The sequence below is a fragment of the Alkalihalobacterium alkalinitrilicum genome (genome assembly GCF_002019605.1).
In the GTDB taxonomy this organism is placed as follows: Bacteria; Bacillota; Bacilli; order Bacillales; family Bacillaceae_F; genus Alkalihalobacterium; species Alkalihalobacterium alkalinitrilicum.
The window spans coordinates 123,977-139,341 of sequence record NZ_KV917368.1; the positions used below are offsets into that span (position 1 = coordinate 123,977).

Annotated in this window: 17 protein-coding genes; 8 read left to right on the forward strand and 9 right to left on the reverse strand. The window is 35.6% G+C overall.

Annotated elements, in window-relative coordinates:
• Window positions 1–9: 9 nt before the first annotated feature.
• Together BK574_RS00620 and BK574_RS00625 are read right to left on the reverse strand one after the other, a co-directional pair.
• Window positions 10–1,242 (reverse strand): aminopeptidase, encoded by a 1,233-nt coding sequence (locus BK574_RS00620; RefSeq protein ID WP_078427050.1) that lies wholly within the window; start codon window positions 1,240–1,242, stop codon window positions 10–12.
• 215 nt (window positions 1,243–1,457) lie between these two features.
• Window positions 1,458–1,697 carry a DNA alkylation repair protein gene (locus BK574_RS00625; RefSeq protein ID WP_075386158.1) on the reverse strand — a complete coding sequence of 80 codons (240 nt, stop codon included), beginning with the start codon at window positions 1,695–1,697 and terminating at the stop codon, window positions 1,458–1,460.
• A 79-nt stretch (window positions 1,698–1,776) separates the two neighbouring features.
• On the opposite strand from BK574_RS00625, the gene BK574_RS00630 reads away from it, so the two are divergent.
• The gene (locus BK574_RS00630; protein ID WP_078427051.1) at window positions 1,777–2,310 is read left to right on the forward strand and encodes a GNAT family N-acetyltransferase; all 534 of its coding nucleotides are present in this window, start codon (window positions 1,777–1,779) and stop codon (window positions 2,308–2,310) included.
• 155 nt (window positions 2,311–2,465) lie between these two features.
• The gene (gene megL / locus BK574_RS00635) at window positions 2,466–3,644 is read left to right on the forward strand and encodes a methionine gamma-lyase (RefSeq protein ID WP_078427052.1); all 1,179 of its coding nucleotides are present in this window, start codon (window positions 2,466–2,468) and stop codon (window positions 3,642–3,644) included.
• A gap of 202 nt (window positions 3,645–3,846) precedes the next feature.
• Here megL and BK574_RS00640 read toward each other — a convergent pair whose 3' ends face one another.
• A complete protein-coding gene (locus BK574_RS00640) occupies window positions 3,847–4,665 on the reverse strand; it encodes a squalene/phytoene synthase family protein (protein ID WP_078427053.1) in 819 nt (272 codons plus the stop codon).
• Between the two features lie 192 nt (window positions 4,666–4,857).
• On the opposite strand from BK574_RS00640, the gene BK574_RS00645 reads away from it, so the two are divergent.
• Both BK574_RS00645 and BK574_RS00650 read left to right on the forward strand, forming a co-directional pair.
• Window positions 4,858–5,100, forward strand: coding sequence for a YuzF family protein (locus BK574_RS00645; RefSeq protein WP_078427054.1), 243 nt, complete (start codon window positions 4,858–4,860; stop codon window positions 5,098–5,100).
• 45 nt (window positions 5,101–5,145) lie between these two features.
• Entirely contained in the window at window positions 5,146–6,042 is an 897-nt protein-coding gene (locus tag BK574_RS00650) for a manganese catalase family protein (protein WP_078427055.1), read from the forward strand.
• A gap of 87 nt (window positions 6,043–6,129) precedes the next feature.
• On the opposite strand, the gene BK574_RS00655 is transcribed toward BK574_RS00650, so the two are convergent.
• Window positions 6,130–7,962: a DNA ligase D gene (locus tag BK574_RS00655; protein ID WP_238457904.1), complete on the reverse strand. Its 1,833-nt coding sequence runs from the start codon at window positions 7,960–7,962 to the stop codon at window positions 6,130–6,132.
• A gap of 150 nt (window positions 7,963–8,112) precedes the next feature.
• On the opposite strand from BK574_RS00655, the gene ku reads away from it, so the two are divergent.
• Window positions 8,113–8,949, forward strand: a complete 837-nt coding sequence (gene ku / locus BK574_RS00660) for a non-homologous end joining protein Ku (RefSeq protein WP_078427056.1) — start codon at window positions 8,113–8,115, stop codon at window positions 8,947–8,949.
• Window positions 8,950–9,108: 159 nt separating this feature from the next.
• On the opposite strand, the gene BK574_RS00665 is transcribed toward ku, so the two are convergent.
• The 3 genes from BK574_RS00665 to BK574_RS00675 form a co-directional block, all read right to left on the reverse strand.
• Complete coding sequence (locus BK574_RS00665; protein ID WP_078427057.1) at window positions 9,109–9,897, reverse strand: HAD family hydrolase; 789 nt, start codon at window positions 9,895–9,897, stop codon at window positions 9,109–9,111.
• A gap of 507 nt (window positions 9,898–10,404) precedes the next feature.
• Window positions 10,405–11,433, reverse strand: a complete 1,029-nt coding sequence (gene splB, locus BK574_RS00670; RefSeq protein WP_078427058.1) for a spore photoproduct lyase — start codon at window positions 11,431–11,433, stop codon at window positions 10,405–10,407.
• Window positions 11,434–11,461: 28 nt separating this feature from the next.
• Window positions 11,462–11,698, reverse strand: a complete 237-nt coding sequence (locus tag BK574_RS00675) for a transcriptional regulator SplA domain-containing protein (protein ID WP_078427059.1) — start codon at window positions 11,696–11,698, stop codon at window positions 11,462–11,464.
• Between the two features lie 391 nt (window positions 11,699–12,089).
• On the opposite strand from BK574_RS00675, the gene BK574_RS00680 reads away from it, so the two are divergent.
• Window positions 12,090–12,674: a hypothetical protein gene (locus BK574_RS00680; protein ID WP_078427060.1), complete on the forward strand. Its 585-nt coding sequence runs from the start codon at window positions 12,090–12,092 to the stop codon at window positions 12,672–12,674.
• A gap of 74 nt (window positions 12,675–12,748) precedes the next feature.
• Entirely contained in the window at window positions 12,749–12,952 is a 204-nt protein-coding gene (locus BK574_RS00685; RefSeq protein WP_078427061.1) for a DUF6501 family protein, read from the forward strand.
• Window positions 12,953–13,104: 152 nt separating this feature from the next.
• Here the strand turns inward: BK574_RS00685 and BK574_RS00690 are convergent, their stop codons facing one another.
• The gene (locus tag BK574_RS00690; RefSeq protein ID WP_078427062.1) at window positions 13,105–14,046 is read right to left on the reverse strand and encodes a CobW family GTP-binding protein; all 942 of its coding nucleotides are present in this window, start codon (window positions 14,044–14,046) and stop codon (window positions 13,105–13,107) included.
• A gap of 116 nt (window positions 14,047–14,162) precedes the next feature.
• Between BK574_RS00690 and BK574_RS27220 the strand changes: the two genes are divergently transcribed.
• Window positions 14,163–14,315 carry a hypothetical protein gene (locus BK574_RS27220; RefSeq protein ID WP_158211466.1) on the forward strand — a complete coding sequence of 51 codons (153 nt, stop codon included), beginning with the start codon at window positions 14,163–14,165 and terminating at the stop codon, window positions 14,313–14,315.
• A 101-nt stretch (window positions 14,316–14,416) separates the two neighbouring features.
• Here BK574_RS27220 and BK574_RS00695 read toward each other — a convergent pair whose 3' ends face one another.
• Complete coding sequence (locus BK574_RS00695) at window positions 14,417–15,247, reverse strand: site-2 protease family protein (RefSeq protein WP_078427063.1); 831 nt, start codon at window positions 15,245–15,247, stop codon at window positions 14,417–14,419.
• Window positions 15,248–15,365: the final 118 nt, after the last annotated feature.

A 15,365-nucleotide genomic window follows, 5' to 3' on the forward strand; every position in this document is an offset into this window, starting at 1 on the left:
CTAGAGAATTTAAAACGCCCAATTCCCACCTCTAAACAGTGGCTCACGCTCACCATTCGCTGTAATACCATCAATATTCATATCCGCCGAACCAATCATGAAATCAACGTGTGTAATACTTGTGTTTAAGCCGTTCTTTTGTAACTCTTCTTTGGACATCGTCTTTCCACCTTCGAGGTTAAAGGCATAAGCGCTTCCAAGAGCGAGGTGGTTCGATGCATTTTCATCGAATAGTGTATTATAAAAAATAATATTTGAATTTGAAATTGGTGAATCATATGGTACTAATGCTACTTCTCCTAAGTAAGCAGATCCTTCATCAGTTTCTACAAGTCGTTTTAATGTTTCATATCCTTCCTCAGCTTTGTACTCTACTACTTTTCCATCTTTAAATGTAAGAGAAAAGTTTTGAATTAATGTGCCACCATAATTTAATGGTTTTGTACTTGATACTGTTCCATTGACTCCATCCTTTTTGGCAGCTGTGAATACTTCTTCGGTAGGTAAGTTCGCAACAAAAAATACATCTTTTTCATTGTTACTACCAGCGCCAGCCCATAAATGTTTTTCAGGAAGTTCAATTGTTAAGTCGGTTCCAGGAGCTGTGTAATGAAGTTTAAGGAAACGTTTTTCATTTAAGAAGTCAACTTTGCTTGATAAATTCTCGCAATGTTCTTTCCATGCAGAAACAGGATTATCTGATTCCACGCGAGTCGCTTTAAAAATAGCATCCCATAATTTTTCAACGGCGACATCTTCAGCATCATTAGGAAATACTTTTTGTGCCCAACCAGGTGCAGATGCTGCGATGACAGTCCAGCTAATCTTGTCAGATTGAACGTACGAGCGGAATTTATCCATTGCTTGGCCAGAAGCTTTATTTGCATTTGCAATACGCTCAGGATTTACCCCTTTAAGAAGATCTGGATTACTTGCGACGATACTCATGAAAGCTGCACCATTTTCAGCCATTTCCTCATAGCCTTTCGCTTTCCATAGAGGAAATTCATGAAAGGCTTCATCTGGTGCATCGTTATATTTAATAAGTGCAAGTTCTTCATCATTCCACTCTACATGTACATTCTTGGCACCAAGATCATAAGCTTTTTTGGCTACTAAGCGTACAAAGTCTACTGCTACGAGAGGAGCATTGACGACTAATGTTTGATTTTCTTGGATATTCACACCGACTTTAACAGCTAATTCAGCGTACTTTTCCAATTTAGATTGTAAATTTGACATTTATTTCCCTCACTTATGTATAATTTCTATTACAAGAGTATTTTAACAGTTCTTAATGGATTTGAAAAAAGAAAACGGTTTATAATTATAATTTTGTTATTTAATTATATAAAAATGATTGAGAAATTATACGATTAATAAATGAACTTAAATAAAAAAAGAGGGATTTAGCCCTCTTATCATAAAATAATAACAGACTAGTTTTCTAAAAAATGTTATTTTTTTCCGTATTGAATAAACATACGCTCGTCCTCAATAAGACCGCATGCTCCACACTGTACTTTTAATGAAGGACCACGATAAGGGAGATGAAAAGGATCAAGTTGATCGTTTGTGTACTGTTCAATGACCTCACCCGTCTGTGGGTTCAATTTTACAGCTTGTGCTTGTTGTTCAATTCGGTTAAAGCGCGAACGGTTGGTTTTACAATTAGGACATAAGTATGGTTCTGTCATCTTAAATCACCTCCTAATTATAGTATTTCCTTTTTAATGTTTGAATAATCTTTAATTACATAGAAAGAAGGCCTAGAAAATGAACGTTAGATTAGCTGAAATGAAAGATGTTAATGTAATTGCTGAAGTCCATGTCCAAAGTTGGAAAACAACTTATAAAGGAATCGTTTCTGACAGTTATTTGTCTTCACTTCGAGTCGAAGATCGAAAGGAAATGTGGAACCGAGTGCTTTCTACTAAAAACCACCCAACAGTTGTGATCGTGATAGAAGAGGATGGTGAAGTATTTGGCTTTGCAGCTGTTGGTAAAGAAGGAACAGGGAAATTTGCAGGAATTGACGGTGAATTATACGCTATTTATCTATTTGAAACTCATCAACGTAAAGGAGGTGGGAAACAATTAGTAGCAAAAGCAGCCCGAGTGTTAAAAAAACAGGGCTACCAATCGATGCTCGTTTGGGTTCTTGAAGATAATCCCTATAAACGGTTTTATCATGAAGTATTACAAGGTGTTTATTTAGAAAGTGAGAATATTGAAATCGCTGGAGAGGAATTTCAAGAATCAGCATACGCTTGGTGTAACTTAGGTCAATTAATTTCAAACTGTAAGTAAAATTTGAAAAGAAATGAGTCAATTTAGCTTGAATAAAAAAACAAAAACGAAGAGTTAAGTTCTAAAAAAATGTAAGCGTTCCCATTTACCAATTGATACTTTCGTAGAATAATATAAGGGAGAGGAAGAGAAATAATCGTAGAAGGGTGATTTTTTTGAATAACTACAGATTAGAAACAGAGGTCATTCACAGAGGATATGAAAGTAAATCTTTTCAAGGAAGTTTAACACCACCGTTATTTCAATCATCTACATTTACGATGGAGTCTGCGGAACAAGGAGAACGCCGGTTTGCAGGGGATGAGGAAGGTTATATTTACTCTAGATTAGGGAATCCTACGGTTACTATTTTAGAAGAAAGAATTGCTGAACTAGAAGGTGGAGAAGCAGGGCTAGCATTTAGTTCGGGTATGGCAGCTGTATCCGCAACCCTTTTTGCTCTTGTTCGTTCAGGAGATCATATTCTTGTGTCTGAAGGTGTGTACGGTTGCACGTACGGCTTATTAGAACTTTTAAAGGATCGATTTAAGGTTGATTATGATTTAATTGCTATGGATAAAGAAGAGCATATTCGCTCATATATTCGTCCTGAAACCAAAGTGATTTATGTAGAAACACCAATCAATCCAACAATGAAACTGGTAGATCTACAGTTAATAAGCAAGCTGGGCAAAGAAACAGGGGCAAAGGTCGTCGTCGATAATACTTTCGCTACCCCGTATTTACAACGCCCTATTTTATTAGGAGCAGATGTTGTTGTCCATAGTGCTACTAAGTATATAAGCGGACATGGGGATGTCGTTGCTGGATTGATGGTTGGAAGTGAAGAATTCATAAATGAAGTAAGAATGACGACGCAAAAAGATATAGGTGGAATCATAAGTCCGTTTGATGCATGGTTGTTAATCAGAGGGTTGAAAACGCTCCCAGTCCGGATGGATCGACATTGTTCTAATGCTATACAAATAGCAAACAAAATGAAAAATCACCCCAAAATAAAAGAAATTATCTTCCCTGGAGATGAGAGCTTTTCGCAAGTAGATGTCATCGAAAAACAAATGAAGCAGGCTGGAGGGATGATTAGTTTTTTAGTTAATGGGGGTAAAGAAACTGCGCAGCGATTGATGAACGAATTAAAGTTAATTAAAATTGCTGTCAGTCTTGGCGATGCAGAAACGTTAATCCAGCATCCTGCAACGATGACGCATTCAGTAGTACCTGAAGAAAAGAGAGCACAGATGGGGATTGGACCTGAACTACTTCGTTTATCGGTTGGTTTAGAAGCATGGGAGGACATTTGGGTAGATATCGAGCAGGCACTTGAGAAAATTTAAATCACGAGTTAGATATATGGATCAACCAAGTTTATCCCGTAACAACAGACAGTAATAACTAAATGAACTCTTAGAGAAGATAAGGCGGTATTTCAATAATTTTCGTTCGTTAAATACCATATAAAAGACAAAAGGTTAGAGATAGGAATATTGAAGTATCTCTAACCTTTTGTGTTATGTATTTTACAATCAAGGTTGTATCTTACTCTGCTACTACCTCATTTACGATTTCCATTACGGAATTTCTTGTAAGTTTCTCTGATCCAGTTTCAATAGCATCGAGTGTACCTAAAGCAAGAGCGAGTGGAATTTTACAGAAATAATAAATCGGTCCTATTTGTAACTCTTTAGTATAAATGTCGCCTAGTTCTAAGTTCGTTCTAGCGTATTTAAACATATCTTTCATGTCCCAGCCATTTGGAAAAAAGTCTACCCCTCTAGAAAGATCTTCTTCACGATTTCGAATGATGTTGACCGCTTGTAACCCTCGTCCAAATCCAACGGCAAGAGCCTCATCACAATCGGTTCCGTCATACCATCTCCAAAGGTCCGAAAGAAGTACTCCTACTAATCCAGCAACATAGAATGTGTATTGATTGAGATCTTCTTTAGTTTCAATTTTCCATTCATTTTCAACCCACTTGGCCATACCTTCAGCCATTCTTGAGGTTGAATGTAAAACCGTTGAAGTGGCCGATTGAGGACTAATTGTAATCCAGTCATGCAATTGTAAGGTTACTTGTGGTAATAAAGCTTTATAGGGTTCAAATAAGGCATTGATGTCAGTCTCTTGAACTGGATTTTTCATAAGCTCGCTTAGCTTTTTCAATAAGTTCACTTTGACCTCTTTTGGAAGTTCAGAATTGTCTTCGATTTCGTCGATTGCTCTCATACATAAATAAGCTGACATTACAGCCTCTTCTAATGAAGCCGGTAATTTGCTAATCGGAATAAAAAAGGTTCGACTTGTTTTCATTAACATGTCCCTTGCTCTTTCATATAACTCATTGGTTTCAGTCATCTTTTTTAACCTTCCTTTCAATTCATATCTTATATAAAAGTTTAGACTAAATATGAACGATTTACCAGAATATCTGTTTTGTTCTCGTATATTATTTTTTCTTTATGGCGTTTATTTGTTGAAAAGGGCATTGTACATGCACGAGTCAACATAAAATGAGAGAGAATGACAAAAAGAAGGGAGTCGTTTTCTATGAATCATTATCAAGACCATCAGCAAACTCACTCGAACGCTCCGAAAATGGTGACACTTGTTGACCCTTATGTATATCAAACGTTACAAACGGTGATCGGTAGAACGGTTGTTGTTCAAACCTCAGAAGGTAATATTCGAGGTTGTTTAACGGATGTAAAGCCAGATCATGTTGTAGTGGATGTTTCTGGTTCGCCGTTCTTTATTCGAATGCAAATGATTATTTGGGTATTACCACAATAATCGATGGATACTTCTTAATGGTTAGGGAAGAAAGGGGAGACGGTCATGATTATACGATTTGATAAAATGTTAATAGACTTACCAAGGCCTGAATATGCCGATCCTAACGGTGCATCAGCGGTTCAAGAGTTACTGGGTGGGAAATTTGGCGAAATGTCAACTCTAAATAACTATATGTATCAATCTTTTAACTTCCGGAATAAAAAGAAGTTTAAACCTTTTTATGATTTGGTAGCGAGTATCACAGCTGAGGAATTCGGGCATGTCCAATTGGTCTCGAATACGATTAATATTATGTTGACGAACACGACATTTCCAGGAGATCCAGATATTGCACCGATGCAAACGGCAAAAGATTTGCGATTTCATCATCACTTTATAGATACAGCACAAACATCAAAACCAGCAGATTCACATGGTCGTCCATGGACTGGAGATAACGTATTTAATAGTGGGAACCTCTTATTAGATTTAATTCATAACTTTTTCTTAGAGTGTGGTGCAAGAACACATAAAATGCGTGTTTATGAAATGACCGAAAATCCAACTGCGAGGGAAATGATCGGTTATTTACTGGTTCGTGGTGGTGTTCATATTGTTGCTTATGCAAAGGCAATCGAAGTTATTACAGGTGTAAATATGACAAAGATGCTGCCAGTTCCTGATTTAAGTAACCGTGCTTTTGAAACTGCACAGAAGTTTGAAGATGAAGGCATTCATACGAAGTTATATACATGGAGCCCTACAGACTTCCGAGATATTAATAAAATTTGGAAGGGTACACACCCAGAAGATGGAAAACCATTAGAAGTAGTCATAGGTGCACCTGAAGGAGCACCGACACCTGATTTTGAAGAAGTGCCAGAAGAATTTGCACCTGGTATTTCAGCTGAAGATTATCAAGAGATTGTTAAGCGACTCATGCGATCTGCGGGATTATAACGGGTGCCAAGCGCACCCGTTTTTTTATCTTTCGCTATATTATTGCTAAATCGTGTAACTCGAATATAAAGTTTGAAGTTCTGAGGATCATTGCTTTTTACTTAAAAACTCGATAACTTGCTTTAATGGTTGGTCAACCTGAAAGTAATTTGCAAATGGACAACCTTTTGTATTTAAACGATCGATGATTGTGTCTATTGTAAAATGGGTAGGGTTTAACTGTTCATTAACTTCATCCCAAAATAAAGGAGTTGCAACAGTTGCTTCTTTTCGGCCCCTTGCAGAATAGGGGGCGATAATCGTTTTTCCCTCTGCATGTTGTATATAATCAACATACAATCGTTTTCCACGGTTCTTTTTCATTCGTTCCACTGTAAATAAGTCAGGCTCTTTAGAGATAAGGTAATCGGCTACAAACGAAGTAAAAATTCTAGTTTCCGTAAACGTATATTTTTCTTCTTTTAAAGGTAAATGAACCTGTATCCCTTTTCCACCAGATGTTTTAACAAATGGTTGTAATCCGAGTTGATCACATACGTCTCTAATCATTAATGCACCTTTAACAGCAACTTGAAAATCCTCAACAGAATGGGGATCTAGGTCAAATAAAATTTCCCTCGGTTGATGGGAGTGAATAGTTTGAAATGGAATGTGAAATTCAATAGCCCCTTGATTTCCTAACCAGAGTAAAGTTTTAATCGATTGGCAAACGATGTAGTTAATCCCTTCATATTCAAATGAATTTACAAAAGCTGGGGCGTAGTCGGGTATATTTTTTTGAAAAAAAGCTTCCCCTTCAATTCCGTTTGGATAACGAACGACGGTAAGGTGACGATCTTTTAAAAAAGGTAAGAAAAAAGGTGAAACTTGTTTGATATAATCAATATACTCTTTTTTTGTAAAAGATAAAGATTTCCAATACACTTTTTCAGGGCTTGTGATTTCAACATCATAATGTAGTTCTTGTTTAGGATTTGTTTGGTCTACAGTACAGTCAATATATGATAAGTCCAAGCGAAAACGTTCAAAAAAAGGTTCTCTTAATTGTTCTTTATAAAATTGTAAATACTTAACTTCAATACAAATACTGGGCTCAACATAAATAAATTGTTTGTCTACACTTGTCTTATTTTTTTTTATCGTTTGGACTAATGCTTTTTCTTCATCAATACTTAGTCCGTGTTTGAATAATCCAATAGGAACAATTTGTCCATGATTCCATAAGCTAACGTGAAAATAACCGTTTTCCTTTTCATACGCAGTAATAAAGCAGCTGAGTTTTTTATAGTTCTTAATTTTCAACCATGATCGAGTTCGTCCATTTTCCCATTTACTGTGGTCTAATTTTGCTATCACACCTTCACTGTCATGCTGAAGCACTTGTTCCCAAATGGTCGAAAACGAGTCGCAGGCAGGGATATATTTAAATACAGTTTCTGTTTTTAAATTAGATTTCTCAAATAAGTTAAATAACTTTTCTTTACGAGTAAGATAAGGTTCGTTCTTAAGACTTTTTCCTTTTATCTCTAATAAATCAAACAAACAGAGTGTAACAGGTCGACTTTTGGCTTCAGTTACGATGGTTTCTTCATTCCGTAGTCTACCACGCCTTTGGATTGCCTCAAAATCTCCTTTCAATTCGTTTTCAAGAACAACAATTTCACCGTCTAATTCAATTGGGAAAAGGTTTTCAATGGATGCCTGAATGTTTTGACTTGCTTGAACGAGTTCTGGAAATTGCTCATTTAATATTCGACCATTTTTACTTATAAGTATGAACTCTGTATTACTCCATTTTAGCAAGCAACGATATCCATCATATTTGATTTCATATTTCCACTTTGAATCTATTGGGGTATCAAATGATAATGTTGGACTCATCGGTTTTTTCATCGGTTCGCTCCTTTCTGTTGTACTCATAATTGTAGTTTCCCCTCTTGAGGGCTGATTACTAAACCAATCTAAATATAATTTGCCAGTGAAATAGTCTGGTATCATTGAATGTTTTTACATAAATAATGATAAGCACCAAATACTATAAGAAAATGAAAAGAAAGAAGGTGCTACAAGATGCACACGGTTTGGCGAGGTAGCATTAGCTTTGGTTTAGTAAATATACCTATAAAACTCCATGCAGCAACTGAAAATAAAGATATTAAATTACGAAATCTACACGCGGAATGTAAATCTCCATTAAAATACGAAAAAACATGTCCAGTTTGTGAAAAAGAAGTTGAAAATGATGAGATTGTTAAAGCGTATGAATATGCGAAAAATAAATTTGTCATTCTTGATGAGGAGGAGCTAGAACAGTTAAAGAAGGAAAACGAAGATAAAGCCGTCGAAATCATTGACTTTGTAAAACTAGAAGAAATTGATCCAATATATTTTGAGCGAAGTTATTTTATTGCACCGAGTGAAGGAGGTACGAAAGCGTACACGCTATTACGAAAAGCACTTGAAGATTCTGGGAAAATTGGTGTAGCGAAAATTATTATTCGTTCTAAGGAAAATTTAGCAATAGTTCGTGTTTATAAAAACACGCTTGTGATGGAGACGATTCATTACCCAGACGAAGTTCGAAATGTTGCAGATGTACCGAATGTTCCAAGTAGTGATGACGTAACCGAAAAAGAATTAGACACAGCCAAAATGTTAATAGACCAACTAACGACCGAGTTTGACCCTGAGAAATATCATGATGAATATCGTAATGCGTTGATGGAATTAATTGAAAAGAAAAAGGGTGCAGAGCAAACGGTTACAGCTGCAGATAAAAAAGCAACTACGACTGGCAACGTAACAGACCTTATGGCTGCACTTCAAGCTTCGATTGATAAAACAAAAAAGCCCTCAGCAAAACCAGCAACGAAAAAGAAGGCCACAAAAATGAAAAAGAATGCATAGGCATGAAGAAGGAGGCTTAAACTCAAAATGGGGCCAGCCTCCTTCTTTATACATTTATCTCGCAACAACTGGCATTAATACCCCCACTTCAAGACTTCGAGAGAACAAAGAAGGATAAGTGGGGGAAGAGGAAAACCCTCACTGATGGAAGTTTCTTATTTAAATCTTTTGTAATAGCTTTGGAAGCTCGGATAATTCTTTGATTGTATGCGTTGGGTAAATGTCGTCAACGATGTCTTTATCATCACGATTAATCCAGACATTTTTCATCCCAATACGATTGGAACCGATGATGTCAGTATGTAAATTATCACCGACCATCACTGCTTGGTCCTTCGTTAATTCTGTCAAATATAGGCAGTGTTCAAAAATCGCTGGATCAGGTTTCCCTCGACCGAAAGCACCCGAGATAATAATGTGATCAAAATAAGGAACAAGTTCTGGTGTCATATCAAGTTTTTCGTTTTGTAATTCAGGAGAACCGTTAGTTAGTAATAGAAGTTGGTAATCTTTTTTTAGTTCCTCTAATAAAGTGAACGTATCTTCATATATAAAAGGTAATGTCCTTCTTTTTTTTGCGAATAATTCCCCAAGCTCAGCACCGAATGCTGGATCATCAATTCCTAATGCTTTTAACCCAGCTGTCCATGCATCTGTACGATATTGCGGTACAATTTCTTTCATTTTCCGAAAGTTAACATTTATTTTATCACCAAAATTTCCCCATAATCCTTCAAAGGGGTTAATTCCAATCATTTTAGTAAATTCATACGTTTCGTAATTACTATATAATTGACGAGCCGCTTCTCTCACAGCTTCTTCAAAATGATGAATGTCTACACCATACTTATCAACTGCAACTTGGCACGTCGCTTTAAAGGATTCAGCGACACTTTTTTTATCCCACAGCAATGTATCATCTAAGTCAAAAATGACTGCCTTTAGCATTCTTATTCTCCACTCCTTATGTATTATATATAGATTGTACTATAAAAATCAGAGCGAAAATTAAAAAACTTCTAAATTTCGATTTTTGTTTGTGTAAATGAAGTTCAAGTTCCTAGATTGAACTTTATCACTACGGAAAAATGTAATATAACAAATTTAAAAAACTAGTTGACTATTATATAACAGAATAATATAATAGAAAACAAGAAGAGGGAATAAACAAAAAATTCTAACAAGGAGTTGTTTAAGATGAGAATGTCAACTGAGAATAGTAATAAAGGACAGTTTGAAGAAGTGCAAGAAGATCAAACAATCCTTGATATGATCAATGATTATTACGCAAGAAACTAATATTGTTTTCCAATTTCCATTTACCATAAATCACATACTTACCTCAATAAAGCCGTCTATATTAGACGGCTTTATTAGATGTATAATGAAAAAACAGTAATAATAATTTATGATAATCAAACATATACTACATAACTGTTATAATACAAAGTCACATTATGTGAAGTACTCAATTTTAGCATCAGGAAAATATTCATGAATATAACCATATAAAGTTTCTTTCAATTGTTCCTGTTCATCTGTTTGATATACATACTTTCCAATTCCGTATTTCCCCCATTTATATTTTCGCTTTTCTTCATCCAACTCAAGCTTTGTCATTGGATAATTTTTCTCAATTACGCGTTTGGCTGGTTTTGTAAATCGATGCTGAATTAATTCAAATGTAACGTCTTTTTTCGCTTCTAGCGGTAAAGTCTCGTTTAATGTAATAAACAATTTTTTATAACCTTCTTGCCATCCTTCATGAATGTAAATAGGGGCAACGATAAACCCTAAAGGATAACCAGCTTTAGCGACTTTTGCAGCCGCTTCGATCCGTTGTTGTAAAGGAGAAGTCCCAGGTTCAAAGTTTTTAATGATAAAATCTGCATTGATACTAAAACGAAAGCGGGTTTGTCCATTATGCTCAGCATCGAGAAGGTGATCTACATGATGAAATTTGGTCACAAAGCGCAATTTACCGAAATCAGATTTTCCAAAAAACTCGATCGCTCGTTTAAGTGAATGAGTTAGATGGTCAATACCAACGATATCTGATGTACATGAAGCTTCAAACCGCGTGATTTCTGGAGCACGTTCGTCCATGTATTTTTGCGCTGCTGCAAAGATTTCATCTGTATTCACATACGTTCGAATGTATGGTTTACTTCCCATGGTGGTTTGTAAATAACAATAATGACAATGGCCCATACACCCCGTTGCTAATGGAATTGCGTATTCGGCTGAAGGCTTTGAAGTATCGAATTTTAACGTCCGTCTTACACCAACAACTAGAGTGGATTTGGCGTTGCGATACTTTTGTAAATCATTGTCACCAGGGATGTTACGAACTTGATTGTGGGAAGTTGTTTCGCGTATTTCTAACCCCATTTTTTCAAACTTGTCCTTAAGTTCTTTCCCAAGCTGAAATTCAAGTGCTTGAGGTTCAATATATACAAGTTGTGGAACGAATGGTTTAATCATCACGTCACTTCCTTAATTGGCTATTAGGCTACATTGTAGGGCCAAAATAATATTCATACATTTGTTCCGCTTCGTCTGGTGTTTGGTACATCGCATATTCATCCGATAAAGGGTAATATGTATCATACATGAAAAGGGAGAGTTCGTTTGGGTTTTCAGGGTTTGATGTTATTGTCGCTTCTTGTATGGTTGCCACATTTTGTGTATGGGGGTTGCGATAAATGACATATACAGAATCGCCCTCTTGTAAGTCGCGTATATTCATAATCAAATATTCATCCTTTCATATGAAGAAGAGATAGCCTTTTTCTGTATTAGTAATTTTACCTTTCCACTATGTTTTATTTGCTAAATCTTTAAGTAAAATTTGGATTATATGTTAAATGAGCTATTACACGATGCATTGGTCGGCAAAGCTAGATTGACCAATTGCCATTAATCGCGTATTGTTGAAGAAGTTTTTGCGGTACGTCCACCAAAACCTCAAAATAACACGCCCTTAATAACGAGAAATACCTGAGCAAATTTTATAATAAGCAAAAAACTGATTTCATTATACTTAAAGCCAGTATTTACCATGAAATAATGGTTATTTTCATTTTCCTGTAAAAAGAGTATAATTTTCTTAGTTTTATAGTATAAAAGGAGGGTATTTTTTGATAATCAGTAATAAGTGGTTTATTTTATTGATAGGACTTACATTGTTATTATCTGCTTGCGGGACAAAAGAGGATGTGATCATTGATCAAAGTGTTGGTGGAGAAGATGGCGGGCACCAATTAGAAGAAGAATTAATAAATGAATTAAAAAATGAGTTAAAAGAAGAACTACGAGAAGAATTAAAAGAAGAAATTGAAGAGGAGCTACGTGAACAATTAGCTGCTGTACATCAGGAAACAGAAGAAAATACAGGAAACGAACTTGAACAGGATAAAGGTGAGCTCGGTTGGGAAGGGCAATGGGAATTGAATGACCACCCAGATTTAAATGGGTATTTACATATCTATCAAGAAACAAATGAGGGTTTTTACTTTGATATCCACGTTGCATATACCCATGTAGGTGAAATTGAAGGCGCTTATGCTATTAAAAATGGTAATATCGCAAAATCTATTGAAGATGAGTATGGTTGCGTGATGACACTTAGGCGGACTGGTAACTTTATTACATCTGAAGAAGGATCAGAATGTTACGTTTGGAGTGGAATGGCGATCGATTTAAATCGGGAATTTACACGTTAAAGTCATCGTCATTGTTCTATATATTTTCCTTTTTTGGTATGATAAAGTTAAATGTATGCAAAGGAGGTAAAATCATGATCCATCAAACTTGGAGCGAAAGCGAAACGATTAAAAAAGTAAAATGTGTACATACAAATGCAAAAAAATATATGGTAGACCGTGCGTTAACTGCTGAAAAGGTCTACGATGTGAAAAACGAAACAGAGGAGTTTTACTTTGTTGTCGATAACACAGGTAAAGTAGGCGGTTACTACAAAGATTATTTTCAAGAGGCTTAAGATAATCTAAGTTAAAAAGACTACTCTATTCATTGCTATGCTGCTCTCTTCAGAAATTCGTCTTGGCGTAATATTTACGAAGAAGGAGTGTACAATTAGAGTAGTCTTTTTTCTCTATGTTTTACTTCCTAGAGTTTAAAGGGAACGATTACTCAATGCTTGTCATTCATGTCATTTAAACGTGTTTCTACAAGTTTTTCTAACGATTGCTCGAGGCTGATTTTGTCTAGCTGTGTACCTATAAAGACTAATGTGGTTGGGTAGTCCATCATATCTGGTAATAAAATGGGTTGTCCATTTGAATATTGAAACGAGTAAAGCATGTTTGACTCGATAAAGCGAACAAATCCTTTAATGCGATAGAATGAAGACGGTAGAGTTAAAATAAATTGTTCAAATTTTTCATGACTAATCGGTTGTTGGAATGTATAGACAAAGGTTTGTAATGTTAACTGGTCGATCGTCAGCTTTGATGTCTTTTCTTTTTCCTGTAATGAAATGCCATTGACGAAAGCAGGGTTAATATCAGCATAAGTTGTAAAAACAGCGAATGCTTTAGGGTTAATCGATTGAATAGTATAAAGGGTAGATGCTTGTTCACTTTCACTAATAAGATCGCTTTTATTTAAAAGCAATAAGTCTGCATGCTTAATTTGTTCCCAAATAAGTTCGCCAACAACTTGGTCAAGAGTATGTTGCTTCGTCCAAAGTGTCAAGTCGACAAGGGTAATAATTCCCCGCATGTAAATTTTCGTAGCTAAGGAAGGTGACATACACGCATCATATACTTCTAAAGGATGTGCTGCCCCTGTAGTTTCAATATAAATGGCATCAAGATCGTTTTCTTCAAGAAGTTTCCTCAGTTGCTCCTCAAATTGATCAATGATCGTACAACAGACACAACCATCGAGTAGTTCTTTCAAAGGCAAGTCTTTAGAAATTGCAGTACTGTCAATGGAGACTTTGCCAATTTCGTTCATAACGACTCCGACTTTTCGCCCAGCCTGTTTTTCATACTGAAGCAATGTTTTCAATAATGTTGTTTTTCCGCTACCTAAAAACCCTGATAATATGTAAATTTCCGTTTGTTTCATCTAAATAACTCCTTACTAATCAAGTTGAAGTTTCATTATATTATACACTAGTTGTCGTATAGTTGTATTAAGACAACCCTACTCCTCCATAAACTGTTTGTAAGGAGGGATGGACAGTGTTAAAAGGAGTTGACTTGCAAATGATCTCATTTGTTGGGATTTCATTAATCCAAGATTACTTAACGTTTAAGCATTTTCCTAGAATATATTTTTGGAATGTGGAGCAGCAGTTAATAAATGATGATGAACATTCGAAAAAATCGGCGTAAGGTTAACTTGAGATATGACCTAGGCGAAAAATAAAATGAAGGGTGACTCAAAATAGTTTGAGTCACCCTTCGCTTATTAAGATTATCTATGCTATTTCAAATCATCGTTTTTTAATTACTTCTTGTTCCTTAAGGTAGATTTGCAAATTCATAAAAATACTAATAAATAAACAAATCCATATGCTTAACTCGATGAACGTAAAGCCGAGTTCTATACTAATCGACCATAAATTATTAATGATATAAGGTGAGAAAAGTATAAGTGTTCCTGCGACTAGGCAGGCTTTCACAAATTTCTGCACTAATTGCTCTTTAATACCGAGCCAAAAGCCGATTTCTTCAAGAAACAGTAATATAATTCGTCCACCATCTAAGCCAGGTATAGGGAGGAGATTAATCATTGCATAAAGTAAACTTAGAAGTGCTAAACCTAAAACAACACTATCCATGAGTTGAGCGAGTGACTGGTACAACTCGAGTTGTCCAACTAGATCACGTTCAGGGGAATAGATGGTAGTTACTTTAATTGTTGGTATTAGAAGTAAAAGGTGATAAATTCCTTTTAACGCTTGAGCCACACCTTTAAAGAAAACCTCAGTTTGTAAGTAACTAAAATAACCATAACAAAGCAAATAAATGAGTAGATTTGCTGAAGCTCCAGCTAAAAAAAATCCTAGTTTAATAAGAAAGTTGGAACGTTGAAATTGTTCTCGATGTACTTTTACTTTTCCGCTGATTGGAAATAGATGAAAAGACCAATAGCAATTGTTAATGGTCCTTCGATACAATATTGGCCCACGCCCTACATTAAATTCTAAAACTCTTAATCGAGTGAACCAGGCAAAACAATAGTGCCCCCACTTATGAATGAATAGGATAAAATAAATCGCTAAAATAAATTTTAGGAGTAGGAAGATTTCGTAAAATGTCATGTTCTAGTCCCCCTCATTTCACCTAGCAGTGTTACTAATCTTCCATAGTATAGGTATAGGTGAAATCTTACCGTCCATAAACTGGTGATAATTATATTCCATCATATGAAAGAAAGGA

What these genes read in the sequence shown, in the direction of transcription:
- BK574_RS00620 (WP_078427050.1), bottom strand. Translation starts at nt 1,242, where the DNA reads ATGTCAAATTTACAATCTAAATTGGAAAAGTACGCTGAATTAGCTGTT.
- BK574_RS00695 (WP_078427063.1), bottom strand. Translation starts at nt 15,247, where the DNA reads ATGACATTTTACGAAATCTTCCTACTCCTAAAATTTATTTTAGCGATT.
- BK574_RS00685 (WP_078427061.1), top strand. Translation starts at nt 12,749, where the DNA reads ATGATCCATCAAACTTGGAGCGAAAGCGAAACGATTAAAAAAGTAAAA.
- BK574_RS00655 (WP_238457904.1), bottom strand. Translation starts at nt 7,962, where the DNA reads ATGAGTACAACAGAAAGGAGCGAACCGATGAAAAAACCGATGAGTCCA.
- BK574_RS00640 (WP_078427053.1), bottom strand. Translation starts at nt 4,665, where the DNA reads ATGACTGAAACCAATGAGTTATATGAAAGAGCAAGGGACATGTTAATG.
- BK574_RS00675 (WP_078427059.1), bottom strand. Translation starts at nt 11,698, where the DNA reads ATGAATATACGCGACTTACAAGAGGGCGATTCTGTATATGTCATTTAT.
- splB (WP_078427058.1), bottom strand. Translation starts at nt 11,433, where the DNA reads ATGATTAAACCATTCGTTCCACAACTTGTATATATTGAACCTCAAGCA.
- ku (WP_078427056.1), top strand. Translation starts at nt 8,113, where the DNA reads ATGCACACGGTTTGGCGAGGTAGCATTAGCTTTGGTTTAGTAAATATA.
- BK574_RS00645 (WP_078427054.1), top strand. Translation starts at nt 4,858, where the DNA reads ATGAATCATTATCAAGACCATCAGCAAACTCACTCGAACGCTCCGAAA.
- BK574_RS00690 (WP_078427062.1), bottom strand. Translation starts at nt 14,046, where the DNA reads ATGAAACAAACGGAAATTTACATATTATCAGGGTTTTTAGGTAGCGGA.
- BK574_RS00625 (WP_075386158.1), bottom strand. Translation starts at nt 1,697, where the DNA reads ATGACAGAACCATACTTATGTCCTAATTGTAAAACCAACCGTTCGCGC.
- BK574_RS00630 (WP_078427051.1), top strand. Translation starts at nt 1,777, where the DNA reads ATGAACGTTAGATTAGCTGAAATGAAAGATGTTAATGTAATTGCTGAA.
- BK574_RS00665 (WP_078427057.1), bottom strand. Translation starts at nt 9,897, where the DNA reads ATGCTAAAGGCAGTCATTTTTGACTTAGATGATACATTGCTGTGGGAT.
- BK574_RS00650 (WP_078427055.1), top strand. Translation starts at nt 5,146, where the DNA reads ATGATTATACGATTTGATAAAATGTTAATAGACTTACCAAGGCCTGAA.